General features: G+C 72.4%; 13 protein-coding genes. 10 read left to right on the plus strand and 3 right to left on the minus strand.

The genetic code is table 11. The annotated features are described in order from the left end of the window. The first annotated feature begins 78 nt into the window (after positions 1 to 78). The 4 genes from OHU74_RS12520 (at position 79) to OHU74_RS12535 (ending at position 4,822) form a co-directional block, all read left to right on the plus strand. The gene (locus OHU74_RS12520; RefSeq protein WP_371615965.1) at positions 79 to 1,644 is read left to right on the plus strand and encodes a helix-turn-helix domain-containing protein; all 1,566 of its coding nucleotides are present in this window, start codon (positions 79 to 81) and stop codon (positions 1,642 to 1,644) included. A 107-nt stretch (positions 1,645 to 1,751) separates the two neighbouring features. After that, entirely contained in the window at positions 1,752 to 2,909 is a 1,158-nt protein-coding gene (locus tag OHU74_RS12525; RefSeq protein WP_330296487.1) for an acyl-CoA dehydrogenase family protein, read from the plus strand. 35 nt (positions 2,910 to 2,944) lie between these two features. Continuing rightward, complete coding sequence (gene tesB, locus OHU74_RS12530; RefSeq protein ID WP_371615966.1) at positions 2,945 to 3,823, plus strand: acyl-CoA thioesterase II; 879 nt, start codon at positions 2,945 to 2,947, stop codon at positions 3,821 to 3,823. Positions 3,824 to 3,850: 27 nt separating this feature from the next. Then, on the plus strand, positions 3,851 to 4,822 hold the full coding sequence (locus tag OHU74_RS12535; protein ID WP_371615967.1) for a cation diffusion facilitator family transporter: 972 nt from the start codon (positions 3,851 to 3,853) through the stop codon (positions 4,820 to 4,822). On the opposite strand, the gene OHU74_RS12540 is transcribed toward OHU74_RS12535, so the two are convergent. Continuing rightward, positions 4,800 to 5,261, minus strand: coding sequence for a MarR family winged helix-turn-helix transcriptional regulator (locus OHU74_RS12540; RefSeq protein ID WP_371615969.1), 462 nt, complete (start codon positions 5,259 to 5,261; stop codon positions 4,800 to 4,802). The two genes, OHU74_RS12535 and OHU74_RS12540, sit on opposite strands and share 23 nt — an antisense overlap. A 76-nt stretch (positions 5,262 to 5,337) precedes the next feature. Between OHU74_RS12540 and OHU74_RS12545 the strand changes: the two genes are divergently transcribed. After that, entirely contained in the window at positions 5,338 to 6,186 is an 849-nt protein-coding gene (locus OHU74_RS12545) for an SDR family NAD(P)-dependent oxidoreductase (RefSeq protein ID WP_371615970.1), read from the plus strand. A 117-nt stretch (positions 6,187 to 6,303) separates the two neighbouring features. On the opposite strand, the gene OHU74_RS12550 is transcribed toward OHU74_RS12545, so the two are convergent. Together OHU74_RS12550 and OHU74_RS12555 are read right to left on the minus strand one after the other, a co-directional pair. Then, a complete protein-coding gene (locus OHU74_RS12550; RefSeq protein WP_371619664.1) occupies positions 6,304 to 7,110 on the minus strand; it encodes a phosphatase in 807 nt (268 codons plus the stop codon). Between the two features lie 56 nt (positions 7,111 to 7,166). Then, positions 7,167 to 7,745: a TetR/AcrR family transcriptional regulator gene (locus OHU74_RS12555; protein ID WP_371615971.1), complete on the minus strand. Its 579-nt coding sequence runs from the start codon at positions 7,743 to 7,745 to the stop codon at positions 7,167 to 7,169. A 100-nt stretch (positions 7,746 to 7,845) separates the two neighbouring features. On the opposite strand from OHU74_RS12555, the gene OHU74_RS12560 reads away from it, so the two are divergent. From OHU74_RS12560 to OHU74_RS12580, 5 genes are all read left to right on the plus strand, one after another. Further along, positions 7,846 to 9,462, plus strand: a complete 1,617-nt coding sequence (locus OHU74_RS12560; protein WP_371615972.1) for a carboxyl transferase domain-containing protein — start codon at positions 7,846 to 7,848, stop codon at positions 9,460 to 9,462. 16 nt (positions 9,463 to 9,478) lie between these two features. Further along, positions 9,479 to 11,644 (plus strand): biotin carboxylase N-terminal domain-containing protein, encoded by a 2,166-nt coding sequence (locus OHU74_RS12565; protein WP_371615973.1) that lies wholly within the window; start codon positions 9,479 to 9,481, stop codon positions 11,642 to 11,644. Then, the gene (locus OHU74_RS12570) at positions 11,641 to 12,576 is read left to right on the plus strand and encodes a hydroxymethylglutaryl-CoA lyase (RefSeq protein ID WP_371615974.1); all 936 of its coding nucleotides are present in this window, start codon (positions 11,641 to 11,643) and stop codon (positions 12,574 to 12,576) included. Before OHU74_RS12565 ends, OHU74_RS12570 begins: the two co-directional genes overlap by 4 nt. A gap of 8 nt (positions 12,577 to 12,584) precedes the next feature. Continuing rightward, positions 12,585 to 13,745: an acyl-CoA dehydrogenase family protein gene (locus OHU74_RS12575; protein ID WP_371615975.1), complete on the plus strand. Its 1,161-nt coding sequence runs from the start codon at positions 12,585 to 12,587 to the stop codon at positions 13,743 to 13,745. A 130-nt stretch (positions 13,746 to 13,875) separates the two neighbouring features. After that, positions 13,876 to 14,916 carry an ABC transporter substrate-binding protein gene (locus OHU74_RS12580; protein WP_371615976.1) on the plus strand — a complete coding sequence of 347 codons (1,041 nt, stop codon included), beginning with the start codon at positions 13,876 to 13,878 and terminating at the stop codon, positions 14,914 to 14,916. Positions 14,917 to 14,993 lie beyond the last annotated feature (77 nt).

Raw genomic sequence — 14,993 nt, forward strand, 5'->3', positions numbered from 1 at the left:
TCGAGCGTACGGCGCCTCCCGGCGCGCCCGAAGTGTAGGTTTCATCCACGAATCGCCCTCGGAGTGTACGGAGCATCCATGTCAGAGCTTCCGGAAGGGGCCGGAGCCCCTCCCACCACAGCGGTGCCGCTGGCGGCGCTGGGCCTGCGACTGCTCGCCGCACCCGAAGGGGCCGAAGCGGCCGAGGTGCACGGGGTGCACGCCTCCGAGATGGCCGACCCCTCGCCCTACCTGCTGGGCGGGGAACTGCTGCTCACGGCGGGGGCCTGGTCCGACGACCCGCGGGAGTACGTCGGCCGGCTGGTGCGGGCGGGGGTGGCGGCCCTCGGCTTCGGCGTGACCCCGGTGCACGAGCGGGTTCCGGAGGAACTGGTGGCGGCCTGCGCCGCGGCGGGACTCCCGCTCGTGGAGGTGGAGCCGGGAACCCCGTTCGCGGCGGTCGCGCGCACCGTGTGGCGGCTGATGGCGGAGGCCCGGACCCGGGAGCTGCGCCGGGTCGCCGAGGCCCAGCGGTCGCTGGCCGCCGCGGCCTCCCGCCCGGACCCGGTCCCGGCCGTCCTGGGCCGGCTGGCCGCCGCGCTGGGCGGGCACGCGGAGCTGGTCGACCCGGCCGGGTCGGCGCGTCCGGCCGGGTCGGCGGGCTCGGCGCGTCCGGGAGTCACGGCCGGTCCCGACGTCCCCGTCGCGCAGACCTCCGAACGGGCGGTCCCGCCGCCGGTGCGCGAGGCCCTGGACGCGCTCGCCGCCCGGGTGGGCGGCAGCGGGCCGGTGACCGCGACGGACACCGCGGCGGGCTGGCACCTGACCGCCTACGCCCTGGGCCGCCGGCCCGCCACCCGGGACACCGGCGGCGCGGGCGGCGGCGTGCCCGGCCCGGTGCTCCTCCTCGCCGCCCCGGAGCGCACCCCCGGCGACCACACCATCGCGGGCGCCGCCGCCGTCCTCCTCACCCTGCTGACCGCGCCCCGGCAGACCGCCGGAGCCGGCGCCCGGTCGGCGGCCCTGCTGTCGCTCCTGCTGGGCGGGCCGGCCGCCGAGGCGGCCGCGCTGCTGGGCCCCGGCCCGTGGACCGTGGCCCACGCCCGGCCCCTGCCGGGGGCCGGGGCCGCCTCGGCCTCCGACCCTGAGGCCGTGGCGGCCCTGGCCGAGGGCCTCGGCGCGACCCTCGCCGCCCCCGCCGGCGCGGGCGGGACCGTACGCCTGCTCCTGGACCGGGATCCCGCTCCGCGGCCCGGGTGGCGGCTCGGCATCAGCGCCCCGGCCGCCGCCGGGGAGCTCGCCGCGGCCGACGCGCAGGCCGCCGGGGCGCTGCGCCGGGCCGAAGCGGCCCGCGCCGCGCTGCTGCGGCACCGCGAGGGCGGACTCGCGGCCCTGGTCCCGCCCGGCGCGGCCGAGGCCCACGCCCGTGCGCTGCTGGCGCCGCTGACCCCCGTCCAGTCGGAAACCCTGCGCGCCTGGCTGGCCCACCACGGCAGCTGGGACCGTACGGCCATCGCCCTCGGCGTGCACCGCAACACCGTCCGCCAGCGCGTGGCCCGCTGCGCGGCGCTCCTGGCCCGCGACCTGGACGACCCGGACACGCGCATGGAGCTGTGGTTTGCGCTACGTAGCCTGGACACGCACCACAACTCGCCGGTAACTTAATCTGAGCAAGCGCTTAGACCTCAGCCATCAATTGAGGAACCACGACGGCGCGCAACCACCTCCGCGAGAGCGGCGGCGGTTTAGCCGCAAAAGAGGGGAGTCGGCCCGTGCGCCGTACCGTTTTCAACGAGGACCACGAGGCGTTCCGCGAGACCATCCGCGCCTTCATCGAGGCCGAGGTCGTCCCCGTCTACGACGAGTGGTTCACGGCCGGGCAGGCGCCCCGCGAGTTCTACTACAAGCTCGGCGAGCTGGGCATCTTCGGCATCAACGTGCCCGAGGAGTTCGGCGGCGCGGGCCTGGACACCCACAAGTTCGAGGCCGTCCTCTACGAAGAGACCTCGCGCGCCGGCGTCCAGTTCGGCGGCTCGGGCGTCCACGTCCTGCTCGCCCTCCCCTACATCAAGATGCTGGCGGGCGACGAGCAGAAGAAGCGCTTCCTGCCGAAGTTCGTCACCGGCGAGGAGATGTGGGCCCTCGCGATGACCGAGCCGGGCACCGGCTCCGACGTCGCGGGCATGAAGACCACCGCCAAGCTCTCCGAGGACGGCACGCACTACGTCCTCAACGGCTCCAAGACCTTCATCACCGGTGGCGTGCACGCCGACCGCGTGATCGTCTGCGCCCGCACCTCCTCCCCGCGCGAGGACGACCGCCGCTTCGGCATCTCCCTCTTCGCCGTGGACACCAAGTCCGAGGGCTACTCGATCGGCCGCAAGCTCGACAAGCTCGGCCTGCGCACGTCCGACACCGCCGAGCTGGCGTTCGTCGACGTCAAGGTCCCGGTCGAGGACCTGCTCGGCGAGGAGAACAAGGGCTTCTACTACCTCGGCGCGAACCTGCCCTCCGAGCGCTGGGGCATCGCCTTCGGCGCGTACGCGCAGGCCAAGGCCGCCGTCCGGTTCGCCCAGCAGTACGTCACGGACCGCACGGTCTTCGGCAAGCCGGTCGCGCACTTCCAGAACACCAAGTTCGAACTGGCCGCCTGCCAGGCCGAGGTGGACGCCGCCGAGGCCGTCGCCGACCGCGCGCTCGAGGCCCTGGACGCCGGTGAGCTGACCGCCGCCGAGGCCGCGTCCGCGAAGCTGTTCAACACCGAGGTCGCGCACCGCGTGATCGACAAGTGCCTCCAGCTGCACGGCGGGTACGGCTACATGAACGAGTACCCGATCGCCCGCCTGTACGCCGACAACCGCGTGAACCGCATCTACGGCGGCACCAGCGAGGTCATGAAGTCGATCATCGCCAAGTCGATGGGCCTGTAAGGGTCCGTCGGGACAAGGGACTTACCCTTCCCCTCATGAACGAGGCACTGACGACGCTCCTCGATCTGCTCGACCTCGAGCAGATCGAGGAGAACATCTTCCGCGGTACCAGCCGTTCGGCGCTGGTACCGCGGGTCTTCGGCGGCCAGGTCGCCGCCCAGGCCCTGGTCGCGGCCGGGCGCACCGTGCCCGAGGACCGCACGGCGCACTCGCTGCACTCGTACTTCCTGCGCGCCGGTGACCCGGGCGCGCCCATCGTGTACTCGGTCGACCGGATCCGCGACGGGCGCTCCTTCACCACGCGCCGGGTCGTCGCCGTCCAGCACGGACAGCCGATCTTCCACCTCTCCGCGTCGTTCCAGACGCACGAGGAGGGCCTCGACCACCAGGCCGCGATGCCCGACGCGCCCGATCCGGAATCCCTGCCGACGGCCGAGGAATCCCTCCCGCTCTACCGCGAGATCTTCCGCGACCCGGGCACGGTGGAGCGGCTGATCGACGCGCGCGGCGCGGTCGACCTGCGGTACGCGACCACCCCGCCCTGGGGCAGCGTCGGCGAACCGATCGAGCCCCGCTCGCAGGTGTGGTTCCGTACCGCCGGCAAGCTGGAGAGCGCGGATCCCCTGCTGCACACCTGCCTGGCCACGTACGTCTCCGACATGACCCTGCTCGACTCCGTACTGCTCGCGCACGGGCGGGGCGGGTGGGCGGTCGGCGATGTCGTCGGCGCCTCGCTGGACCACGCGATGTGGTTCCACCGGCCGTTCCGCGCGGACGAGTGGCTGCTGTACGACCAGGAGTCGCCCTCGGCCGCCGCCGGGCGGGGCCTCGGCCAGGCCCGGATCTGGACCCAGGACGGCCGGCTGGCCGTCACCGTCATCCAGGAGGGTGTGGTGCGCGTCCCGCGCGCGTAGTACGGCCGTCCGACGTACCGTCACTCCATGTCGAGCAGCAGCGGAAGTGAAGAGGAAAGCGTCGGCACGGTCGTCGTGGCCGTGGTCACCAACCTCGGCATCGCGGCCGCCAAGGCCGTCGGCGGGGTCGTCAGCGGGTCGAGCGCCATGCTGTCCGAGGCCGCGCACTCGGTCGCCGACACGGTGACCGAGGTGATGCTGCTGGCCTCGCTGAAGCGCAGCGCGAGGCCTGCCGACGAGGCGCACCCGCTGGGGTACGGGCCGGAGCGGTACATCTGGGCCCTGCTCGCGTCGATCGCCACGTTCGTCGGCGGCGCCGTGTTCGCGGTCTACGACGGCATCCACACGCTGATCCACGGGGAGGACCCGGGGAACCCGACGCTGTCCTACGTCATCCTCGCCATCGCCTTCCTGCTGGAGGGCTACTCGCTGCTCGTGGCCTGGCGGCAGGTGCGGCGCGAGGCGGCCCGGATGCAGGCACCGCTGGGGCTGTACGTGAAGCACACCCCGGACACGGCGGTGAAGGCCGTCCTGCTGGAGAACGTGGCCGCGCTGATCGGCCTGGCCCTGGCGGCGGGCGGACTGCTGGGCGCGCAGCTGACCGGGTCGGGCGTCTACGACGGGGTGGCCTCGCTGCTGATCGGGCTGCTGCTGGTGTGGGTGGCGTGGGAGCTGGGCCGCTCGAACGCGCAGTACCTGATCGGGCGGCCGCTGCCCCCCGCGATGCGCGCGGACGTACGCGAGGAGCTGCTGTCGGTGCCGCACATCGAGGCGGTGCTGGAGCTGACCACGCTGGTGCAGGGGCCGGCCGAAGTGCTGATCGCGGCGAAGATCGACTTCCACGACCTGGCCTCGGCGCGGCAGGTGGAGCAGTCGTGCGAGGTGGCGGAGGCGCAGCTGCGGGAGCGGTTCCCGGCGGTCCGCCGGGTGTACCTGGACCCGACGCCCACGCCGACACCCACGCCGACGCCTTCGCCTACTTCGACGGACGGGCCTTGAGCTTGGCCCAGATCCCTTCCAGCGCGGCGATGTCGGCGTCGTCGAGCCGGTCGTCGAACGCCTCGGCCAGCGCCTCGCGGCGGGTGGCGTCGGCCTCGGCGAAGGCCCGGCGGCCCGCCTGCGTGAGGGCGATCCCGGTCGAGCGGGCGTCGGTCGGCGACGGTATCCGCTCGACCAGCCCGCGGGCCTGGAGCGCGTCGGTGACGCGGGAGACCTGACTGCGGCTGAGCAGGGTCCTGGCCCCCAGTTCGGAGGGGGCGACCGGCTCCGTCTGACCGTTCAGCCACAGCATGACCTCGAACCAGGACAGCGGCAGGTCGTGGCGGCGCGTGAGGGCCTGGTCCACCCGTGCGGTGAGGGTGGTACCGGCCCAGACCAGTCCGTAGAAGGCGTGGTCGCGGGGGGTGAGACCGCCCATGGTGAGCTCGTTGTGCGCCATGTGGACAGGATACGGGTTGCGTGCACACGCACACAAAGATAATGTGTGTGTGCACGCACAAACTTAGGGAGACCTCGTGGACACCAAGACCGTTCTCATCACCGGCACCTCCTCCGGCATCGGCCTGGCGGCCGCCGTGGCCACCGCGCAGGCCGGCTGGCACACCGTCGCCACCATGCGCGACACCCGCCGGGCCGACGCCCTGCTCAAGGCCGCGGACGAGGCCGGGGTGAGCGACCTGGTGCAGGTCAAGCGGCTGGACGTGACGGACGCTGCCTCGGTAGCCACCTGCGTGGCCGAGGTCGTCGCCGAGCACGGGCGGCTCGACGCCGTCGTGAACAACGCAGGCGCGGGCTCCGTCGGCACCATCGAGCAGCACGGCATGGACGCGGTCCGCTCCGCCATGGAGGTCAACTACTTCGGGGTCGTCGAACTCACCCGCGCGGCCCTCCCCCACCTGCGCGCCTCGGGCGGCCGGGTCATCACCGTCACGAGCGTCGGCGGAGTGGTCGGCCAGCCCTTCAACGAGTCCTACTGCGCGGCCAAGTTCGCCGTCGAGGGGTTCATGGAGTCGCTCGCTCCGGTGGCCGCGAGCGTCGGCGTCCACGTCACCGTCGTCGAACCGGGCGCCGTGGCCAGCGAGTTCGTGGCGAGCCTGAAGCTCGACATCCCGGCCATGCTCGCCGAGGCCGGCCCCTATGCCCCGGCGCTGCAGGCGTACATCGAGCGGACCACGAAGTCCTACGACAGCGCCGGCGCCCAGACCTCCGCGGAGGCCGCCGCCCCGATCGTCGAGGTACTGGCCGCCGAGCGGCCCGCGTTCCGCGTCCAGACCTCGGACTGGGCACGGGAGTTCGTCGCCACCAAGCTCGCGGATGTCGACGGCTCGGCCGTGCAGGGCCTGACCGGCGGCTGGGTGCGGTGAGCCGACCGGCCCCAGGGCTGGACCCTGCGGGGCCGTCCCCGACCCACCCTTCCACCGTTCCCTGGGGCTCCGCCCCAGACCCCGCGCCTCAAACGCCGGCGAGGCTGGATATACCAGCTACAGCAGCCCCGCCGCGTCCAGGAGGTAGGAGACCATCGGGTCGTAGAAACGCGGGTCGCGGACGTGGTCGTCCAGGGGGATCGCCACCTGGAGGGTGCCTTCGGCCTCGGCCAGGAAGAGCGCCGGGTCGTTGCAGTCCGCGTAGCCCACGGCGTCCAGGCCCCGCTGCGCGGCGCAGCCCGCCCAGCCGTGGTCGGCGACGACCAGGTCCGGCTGCGGGCGGTTCAGCGCGGCCAGGCCGTCGAGGATCGCCGCCATCGGCTCCGGGGAGTGGGTGTGCCACAGCGTCGCGCCCCGCTCCAGGACCGCGACGTCCGCGAACTGCCACACCGAGCCCTCGTCGGCTGTCAGGCCCCGCGGGATCACCACGATCTCGCAGCCCGCCGCGCGCAGGGCATCCGCCGTCGCCCGGTGAACGTCCAGCAGGCCCCCGGGGTGCCCGGTGGCCAGCAGCACGCTCTGCCGGTCCAGGGCGGCCTTGCGCAGCCGCGCCGCGAGCCGGTCCAGGCCCGCCACGGTCAGTTCCGGGTCGATGGTTTCCTGGCCGAAGCGGTACGCGGCGTCGTCCACGACCCCGCAGCGCTCCGCCATCACCGCGAGCACGTCCTGCTCGTCCGTCCAGCGGTCGCCGAGCTCCAGGCCCAGCCAGTAGTGCCGGTCTCCGTTGGCGAGCTTGCGGTAGTGGGAGAGGCAATTGTCGCGCGGGGTGGCCACGTCACCCGCGATCCGCGTCCGGACCAGGTGGTCGATGAGTTCGGCTCGGCTGGGGACAGGCGTCTCTATCGGCTTCGGCATGCGGCCCATTCTGCCGCCGCCCGCCCGGAGCCGTCCCTTCCACCCCTCCCAGCGGACGCGTCCCGTCATCCCGACAGCGCTCCGAAGGCCCCGTTCGCGAGCCGGCGCAGCAGTGATTCGGTCGCCTCCCGGCCGAGCGCGGCCAGGTGCGGGGTGGAGTTCAGCAGGCCGAAGACCGCGTGCACGCAGACCCGTACCTCCGTCTCGCCCACCTCGGGGTGCAGCTCGCGCACGACGTCGACCCACAGCTCGACGTACTGACGCTGGAGCTGCCGTACGAGCTTGCGGTCGGCCTCGCGGAGCCGGTCGAGCTCCCGGTCGTGGAGGGTGATCAGCGCCCGGTCGTCGAGCGCGAAGTCGATGTGGCCGTCGATGAGGGAGGCCAGTACGCCGGACGGGTCTCCCGCCGCCTCCGCCACCCGGTGACGGCCGCCGGTCAGCAGCCGCTCGCTGATGCCGACGAGGAGCTCGGCGAGCATGGCGTCCTTGCCCGCGAAATGCCGGTACAGGCCGGGGCCGCTGATGCCCACCGCGGCCCCTATCTCGTCCACGCCGACGCCGTGGAATCCACGCTCGGCGAAGAGGCGGGCAGCCTCGCCGAGGATCTGCTCGCGCCGGGTCGGGGCGGCCGCTCTGGTGCTCATGGGAATCCATTCTAGACAGGGCCGTTAGCGGTCGTTAACCTAAGTCCCACATGCGTTAACGCTCATTAACAAGAGCGCACCGAGCAAGGGAGCTCGACCGATGCAGCAGGCACCAGTGCTGACGAGCGCCGCCGACCCGGCGTCCGACGCCTGGCGGGCCAACGAGGCCGCCCACCGCGAGCTCACCGAGGGCCTGCGCGCCCGGCTGGAGGCGGCCCGGCTCGGCGGCGGCGAGAAGGCCCGCGCCCGCCACACCGCCCGCGGGAAGCTGCTGCCGCGCGACCGCGTGGACGCCCTCCTCGACCCCGGATCCCCCTTCCTGGAGCTGGCCCCGCTGGCCGCCGAGGGCATGTACGGGGGCGCGGCCCCCGCGGCCGGGGTCATCGCCGGCATCGGGCGGGTCAGCGGCCGCGAGTGCGTGATCGTCGCCAACGACGCCACGGTCAAGGGCGGCACGTACTACCCGATGACCGTCAAGAAGCACCTGCGCGCCCAGGAAGTGGCCCTGGAGAACCGTCTCCCCTGCCTCTACCTCGTCGACTCCGGCGGCGCCTTCCTGCCCATGCAGGACGAGGTCTTCCCCGACCGGGACCACTTCGGCCGCATCTTCTACAACCAGGCGCGCATGTCCGGCGCCGGCATCCCACAGATCGCCGCCGTCCTCGGCTCCTGCACGGCCGGCGGGGCGTACGTACCGGCCATGAGCGACGAGGCCGTCATCGTGCGCGGCCAGGGCACGATCTTCCTCGGCGGCCCGCCGCTGGTGAAGGCCGCCACCGGCGAGGTGGTCACGGCCGAGGAGCTGGGCGGCGGCGAGGTCCACTCCCGGATTTCCGGCGTGACCGACCACCTCGCGGAGGACGACGCGCACGCGCTGCGGATCGTGCGCAACATCGTGGCGACCCTCCCGGAGCGCGGGGCCCTGCCCTGGTCGGTGGAGGCCCCCGAAGAGCCCAAGGTGGACCCGTACGGGCTGTACGGCGCGGTCCCCGTCGACTCCCGCACCCCCTACGACGCCCGCGAGATCATCGCCCGGCTGGTGGACGGGTCGCGGTTCCAGGAGTTCAAGGCCGAGTTCGGGCAGACCCTGGTCACCGGCTTCGCCCGGATCCACGGCCACCCGGTCGGGATCGTCGCCAACAACGGCATCCTCTTCTCCGAATCCGCCCAGAAGGGCGCGCACTTCATCGAGCTGTGCGACCAGCGCGGCATCCCGCTGCTCTTCCTCCAGAACATCTCGGGCTTCATGGTCGGCCGCGACTACGAGGCGGGCGGCATCGCCAAGCACGGCGCCAAGATGGTCACGGCCGTGGCCTGCACCCGGGTCCCGAAGCTGACGGTGGTGGTCGGCGGCAGCTATGGCGCGGGCAACTACTCGATGTGCGGGCGGGCGTACTCGCCGCGGTTCCTGTGGATGTGGCCCAACGCCAAGATCTCGGTGATGGGCGGCGAGCAGGCCGCGTCCGTGCTCGCCACGGTCAAGCGGGACCAGATCGAGGGCGCGGGCCAGGAGTGGCCGGCGGAGGACGAGGAGGCCTTCAAGGCCCCGGTCCGGGCCCAGTACGAGGCCCAGGGCAACGCCTACTACGCCACCGCACGGCTGTGGGACGACGGGGTCATCGACCCGATGGAGACCCGGCAGGTGCTGGGACTGGCCCTGACGGCTTGCGCGAACGCTCCCCTGAGCGACTCGGGCTTCGGCATCTTCCGTATGTGACGTGAGGACCTCTTCGATGTTCAGCACTGTTCTGGTCGCCAACCGGGGCGAGATCGCGGTCCGGGTCATCCGCACGCTGCGCGAGCTCGGCATCCGCTCCGTCGCCGTCTTCAGCGACGCGGACGCCGACGCCCGGCACGTACGGGAGGCCGACACGGCCGTCCGGATCGGCCCGGCGGCGGCCGCCGAGAGCTACCTGTCGGTGGAGCGGCTGCTCGACGCCGCGCGCCGTACGGGGGCGCAGGCCGTCCACCCCGGCTACGGCTTCCTCGCGGAGAACGCGGCCTTCGCACAGGCCTGCGCGGACGCCGGCCTCGCCTTCATCGGGCCGCCGGCCTCGGCGATCTCCCTGATGGGGGACAAGATCCGGGCGAAGGAGACCGTGCAGGCCGCGGGCGTCCCGGTGGTCCCGGGATCCTCCGGGAGCGGGCTCTCGGACGCCGAACTGGTCTCCGCCGCCGAGAAGATCGGCATGCCGGTGCTGCTCAAGCCCTCGGCGGGCGGCGGCGGCAAGGGCATGCGGCTCGTCCGGGACGCGGCGGCGCTGGGCGAGGAGATCGCCTCCGCCCGGCGCGAGGCGCGGTCCTCCTTCGGGGACGACACGCTGCTCGTGGAGCGGTGGGTGGACCGGCCCCGGCACATCGAGATCCAGGTACTGGCGGACGCGCACGGCAACGTGGTGCACCTGGGCGAGCGCGAATGCTCCCTCCAGCGGCGCCACCAGAAGGTGATCGAGGAGGCCCCCTCGGTCCTGCTCACCCCCGAACTGCGGGAGTCGATGGGCGCGGCGGCCGTGGAGGCGGCGCGTTCCTGCGGGTACGTCGGCGCGGGGACGGTGGAGTTCATCGTCCCGGGCGGGGACCCGTCCTCGTACTACTTCATGGAGATGAACACCCGGCTCCAGGTGGAGCACCCGGTGACCGAGCTGATCACGGGCCTGGACCTGGTGGAGCAGCAGCTGCGGGTGGCGGCCGGCGCGGAGCTGGGCTTCGGACAGGCGGACGTGGTCCTGACCGGGCATGCGATCGAGGCCCGCGTCTGCGCGGAGGACCCGGCCCGGGGGTTCCTGCCCTCCGGGGGCACGGTGCTGGCGCTGTCGGAGCCGAACGGTGGTTCCGTGCGTACGGACTCCGGGCTGGTGGCAGGGGTCGACACCGGGTCGACGTACGACCCGATGCTGTCGAAGGTGATCGCGTACGGGCCGGACCGGGCGGCGGCCCTGCGGGTGCTGCGGGGTGCCCTTGCCGACACCGTGATCCTGGGGGTCCAGACCAACACCGGGTTCCTGCGGCGGCTGTTGGCGCACCCGGATGTGGTGTCCGGGGACCTGGACACCGGGCTGGTCGAGCGGGACCTGGCGTCCCTCCTGCCGGAGTCGGTCCCGGACGAGGTGTACGCGGCGGCTGCGCTGCTGGCCGGGGGATCTTTCCCCCACCCCGCCCCTTCCCGAAACCGGGGCTCCGCCCCGGACCCCGGTCCTCAAACGCCGGGCGGGCTGAACAGGTGGGTCGACCCGTTCGGCTCCGCCAACGGCTGGCGTCTCGGCGGGACCCCCGCCTGGACGGTCCACCACTTCCGCCTCCCGGGCCAGGACCCGGTGGAGGTGCGCACCCGGCCCGCCGGGCCCGACGCCGGAGCCGCCACGGAGGTCCTCCTCGGCTCGGCCGACGCCCCACTGCCCGCACCTGACGGCGGCGCCGGCCCAAATCCAGCCTCGCCGGCGTTTGAGGCGCGGGGTCTGGGGCGGAGCCCCAGCACACCGGCCCGGGGCCGGATCGTCGCGCGCACCCCCGACCACGTGACGGTCGAACTCGACGGCGTCACGCATCGCTTCGCCTACGCGCCCTCCCCCGAGGGGACCTGGCTCGGCCGCGACGCGGACTCATGGCACGTGCAGGCGTACGACCCCGTGGCGGCAGCTTTGAGCGGCCGGGGTCACACCGGCGCCGGAACACTGGCCGCCCCCATGCCCGGCACCGTCACCGTCGTGAAGGTGGCCGTCGGGGACAGGGTGGAGGCCGGGCAGAGCCTGCTCGTGGTGGAGGCCATGAAGATGGAGCACGTCATCTCCGCCCCGCACTCCGGGACCGTCACCGAGCTCGACGTCTCCCCCGGCACCACCGTCGCCATGGACCAGGTCCTGGCCGTGGTGACCCCGGAAGAAGAGGAGGAGGGCGAATGAACGGGCTGCCCATGGCCGTCCCCGCACCCGGGCTCCCGTCCCGGGTCCGGATCCACGAGGTCGGGGCCCGGGACGGGCTGCAGAACGAGAAGACGGCCGTTCCGACCGCCGTCAAGGCCGAGTTCATCCACCGGCTGGCCGCCGCCGGGCTGACCACCATCGAGGCGACCAGCTTCGTACACCCCAAGTGGGTTCCCCAGCTGGCCGACGCCGAGCAGTTGTTCCCGGACCTCGGCGACCTGCCCGGGGTCCACCTCCCGGTCCTCGTCCCCAACGAGCGCGGCCTCGACCGCGCGCTCGCGCTCGGTGCCACCCGCATCGCCGTGTTCGGTTCGGCCACGGAGACCTTCGCCTCCCGCAACCTCAACCGGACCGTCGCCGAGTCCCTCGCCATGTTCGAGCCCGTCGTGGCGCGTGCCAAGGAGGGCAAGGCGCACGTGCGCGGCTACCTCTCCATGTGCTTCGGCGACCCCTGGGAGGGCCCGGTCCCCGTCCACCAGGTGGTGGGCGTGGCCAAGGCCCTGCTCGACCTCGGCTGTGACGAGCTGAGCCTCGGCGACACCATCGGCGTCGCCACCCCGGGGCACGTCCAGACCCTCCTGAGCGAGCTCAACGAGGAGGGCGTGGGGACCGACCGGATCGGTGTGCACTTCCACGACACCTACGGCCAGGCCCTGTCCAACACCCTCGCCGCGCTCCAGCACGGCGTGACCACGGTCGACGCTTCCGCCGGCGGCCTCGGCGGCTGCCCGTACGCGAAGAGCGCGACCGGCAATCTCGCGACCGAGGACCTCGTCTGGATGCTCGACGGCCTCGGCATCGAGACCGGGGTCGATCTGGCCGCCCTCACCGCCACGAGCGTGTGGATGGCCGAGCAGTTGGGGCGCCCCAGCCCCTCCCGTACCGTCCGCGCCCTCTCCCACAAGGAGTAACGAAGACCATGGCCCTCGACCACCGGCTCACCCCCGAGCACGAGGAACTCCGCCGCACCGTAGAGGCGTTCGCGCACGATGTCGTGGCGCCGAAGATCGGCGATCTGTACGAGCGGCACGAGTTCCCGTACGAGATCGTCGCCGAGATGGGCCGCATGGGCCTCTTCGGCCTGCCCTTCCCCGAGGAGTACGGCGGCATGGGCGGCGACTACCTCGCCCTCGGCATCGCCCTGGAGGAGCTGGCCCGCGTCGACTCCTCGGTCGCCATCACCCTGGAGGCGGGCGTCTCGCTGGGCGCCATGCCCCTCTACCTCTTCGGCACCGAGGAGCAGAAGCGGGAGTGGCTGCCGCGGATGTGCTCCGGCGAGATCCTCGGCGCCTTCGGCCTGACCGAGCCCGGCGCGGGCAGCGACGCGGGCGGCACCCGTACGACGGCCGTCCGGGACGGCGACGAGTGGGTGATCAACGGCTCGAAGTGCTTCATCACCAACTCCGGTACGGACATCACCGGTCTGGTCACCGTCACCGCCGTGACCGGCCGCAAGGCGGATGGCCGTCCCGAGATCTCCTCGATCATCGTCCCGTCCGGCACCCCCGGCTTCACGGTGGCCGCCCCGTACTCCAAGGTCGGCTGGAACTCCTCGGACACCCGCGAGCTGGCCTTCGCGGACGTACGGGTCCCCGTGGCCAACCTGGTCGGCCAGGAGGGCCGCGGCTACGCCCAGTTCCTGCGCATCCTCGACGAGGGCCGCATCGCCATCTCGGCGCTGGCCACCGGGCTCGCGCAGGGCTGCGTGGACGAGTCGGTGAAGTACGCGAAGGAGCGGCACGCCTTCGGCAAGGCGATCGGCGACAACCAGGCCATCCAGTTCAAGCTGGCGGACATGGAGATGCGCGCCCACATGGCCCGGATCGGCTGGCGCGACGCGGCCTCCCGGCTGGTGGCCGGGGAGCCGTTCAAGAAGGAGGCGGCCATCGCCAAGCTGTACTCCTCGACGGTGGCCGTGGACAACGCGCGCGACGCCACGCAGATCCACGGCGGGTACGGGTTCATGAACGAGTACCCGGTGGCCCGGATGTGGCGGGACTCGAAGATCCTCGAGATCGGCGAGGGCACGAGCGAGGTCCAGCGCATGCTGATCGCCCGTGAGCTGGGGCTTTCCGGCTGACCCAGAGCGTTCCGCACCAAGAGGGGGCCCTATTACTTAGGGCCCCCTTACCGCTTTCAGCCAAGGTTAGGCTAACCTTCCCTTCGAACGGCCCGACGGCCGCCCGGCACGCACGAAAGCGGACATCGACATGCCCAAGTCCCGTTCCTCCCTCCTCACCCGCCGCGGTCTCATCGCGGCAGGCGGCGCTCTCGGCCTCGTCGCCGCGCTCACCGCCTGCGGCGGCAACGACTCCGCGAAGGACGGGTCGGGCAGCAAGGACAAGGGCTCCGCGGCCTCGGGCCCCTGGAGCTTCAAGGACGACCTCGGCAAGGAGGTCTCCGTCAAGTCCACGCCCAAGAACATCGTCGCGTTCACCGGCACCGCCGCCGCGCTGTACGACTACGGGGTCAACGTCAAGGGCGTCTTCGGCCCGACGAAGACCGCCGACGGCAAGGCCGACGTGCAGGCCGGCTCGATGGACATCTCCAAGGTCGAGATCCTCGGCAACGTCTACGACGAGTTCAACGTCGAGAAGTACGCGGCCCTCCAGCCCGACCTGCTGGTCACCAACACCTGGGACGGCACGTACTGGTACGTCCCCGAGGCCTCCAAGGACAAGATCCTGAAGGTGGCCCCGGCCGCCGCGATCGGCGTGGGCGGCGACGTCACCATGGACAAGGCCCTGGCCCGCACCGCGGACCTGGCCAAGTCCCTGGGCGCCGACCTGAACGCCAAGAAGACCGTGGACGCCAAGGCCCGCTTCGAAGCCGCCTCCGCGAAGCTGCGCGAGGCCACCAAGGCCAACCCGGGCATCAAGGTCCTCGTCGGCTCCGGCTCCGCCGACCTGTTCTACGTCTCCACCCCGGCCACCTCCGCCGACCTGAAGTACTTCCAGTCGCTCGGCGTCGAGTTCGTCGTCCCGGAGAAGACGCAGGAGGGCGGCTTCTTCGAGAGCCTCAGCTGGGAGAACGCCGGCAAGTACAAGGCCGACGTCGTCCTCCTCGACAACCGCACCGGCACCCTCCAGCCGGAGCAGCTGAAGGCCAAGCCGACCTGGGCCGAGATGCCCGCCGTCAAGGCCGGCCAGATCACCCCCCGCGTGACCGAGCCGATCTACTCGTACGAGAAGTGCGCGCTGATCCTGGAAGAGCTCACGAAGTCCATCCAGAACGCCAAGAAGGTCAGCTGAACCAGCTGATCCCGTGCCCGGCCGGCCCCGGCGCCTCACCCAGGCGCCGGGGCCGGCTGCCGTAGCCCGTCATCGAA

Origin of the sequence: Streptomyces sp. NBC_00454 (assembly GCF_041434015.1) — a bacterium.
In the GTDB taxonomy this organism is placed as follows: domain Bacteria; phylum Actinomycetota; class Actinomycetes; order Streptomycetales; family Streptomycetaceae; genus Streptomyces.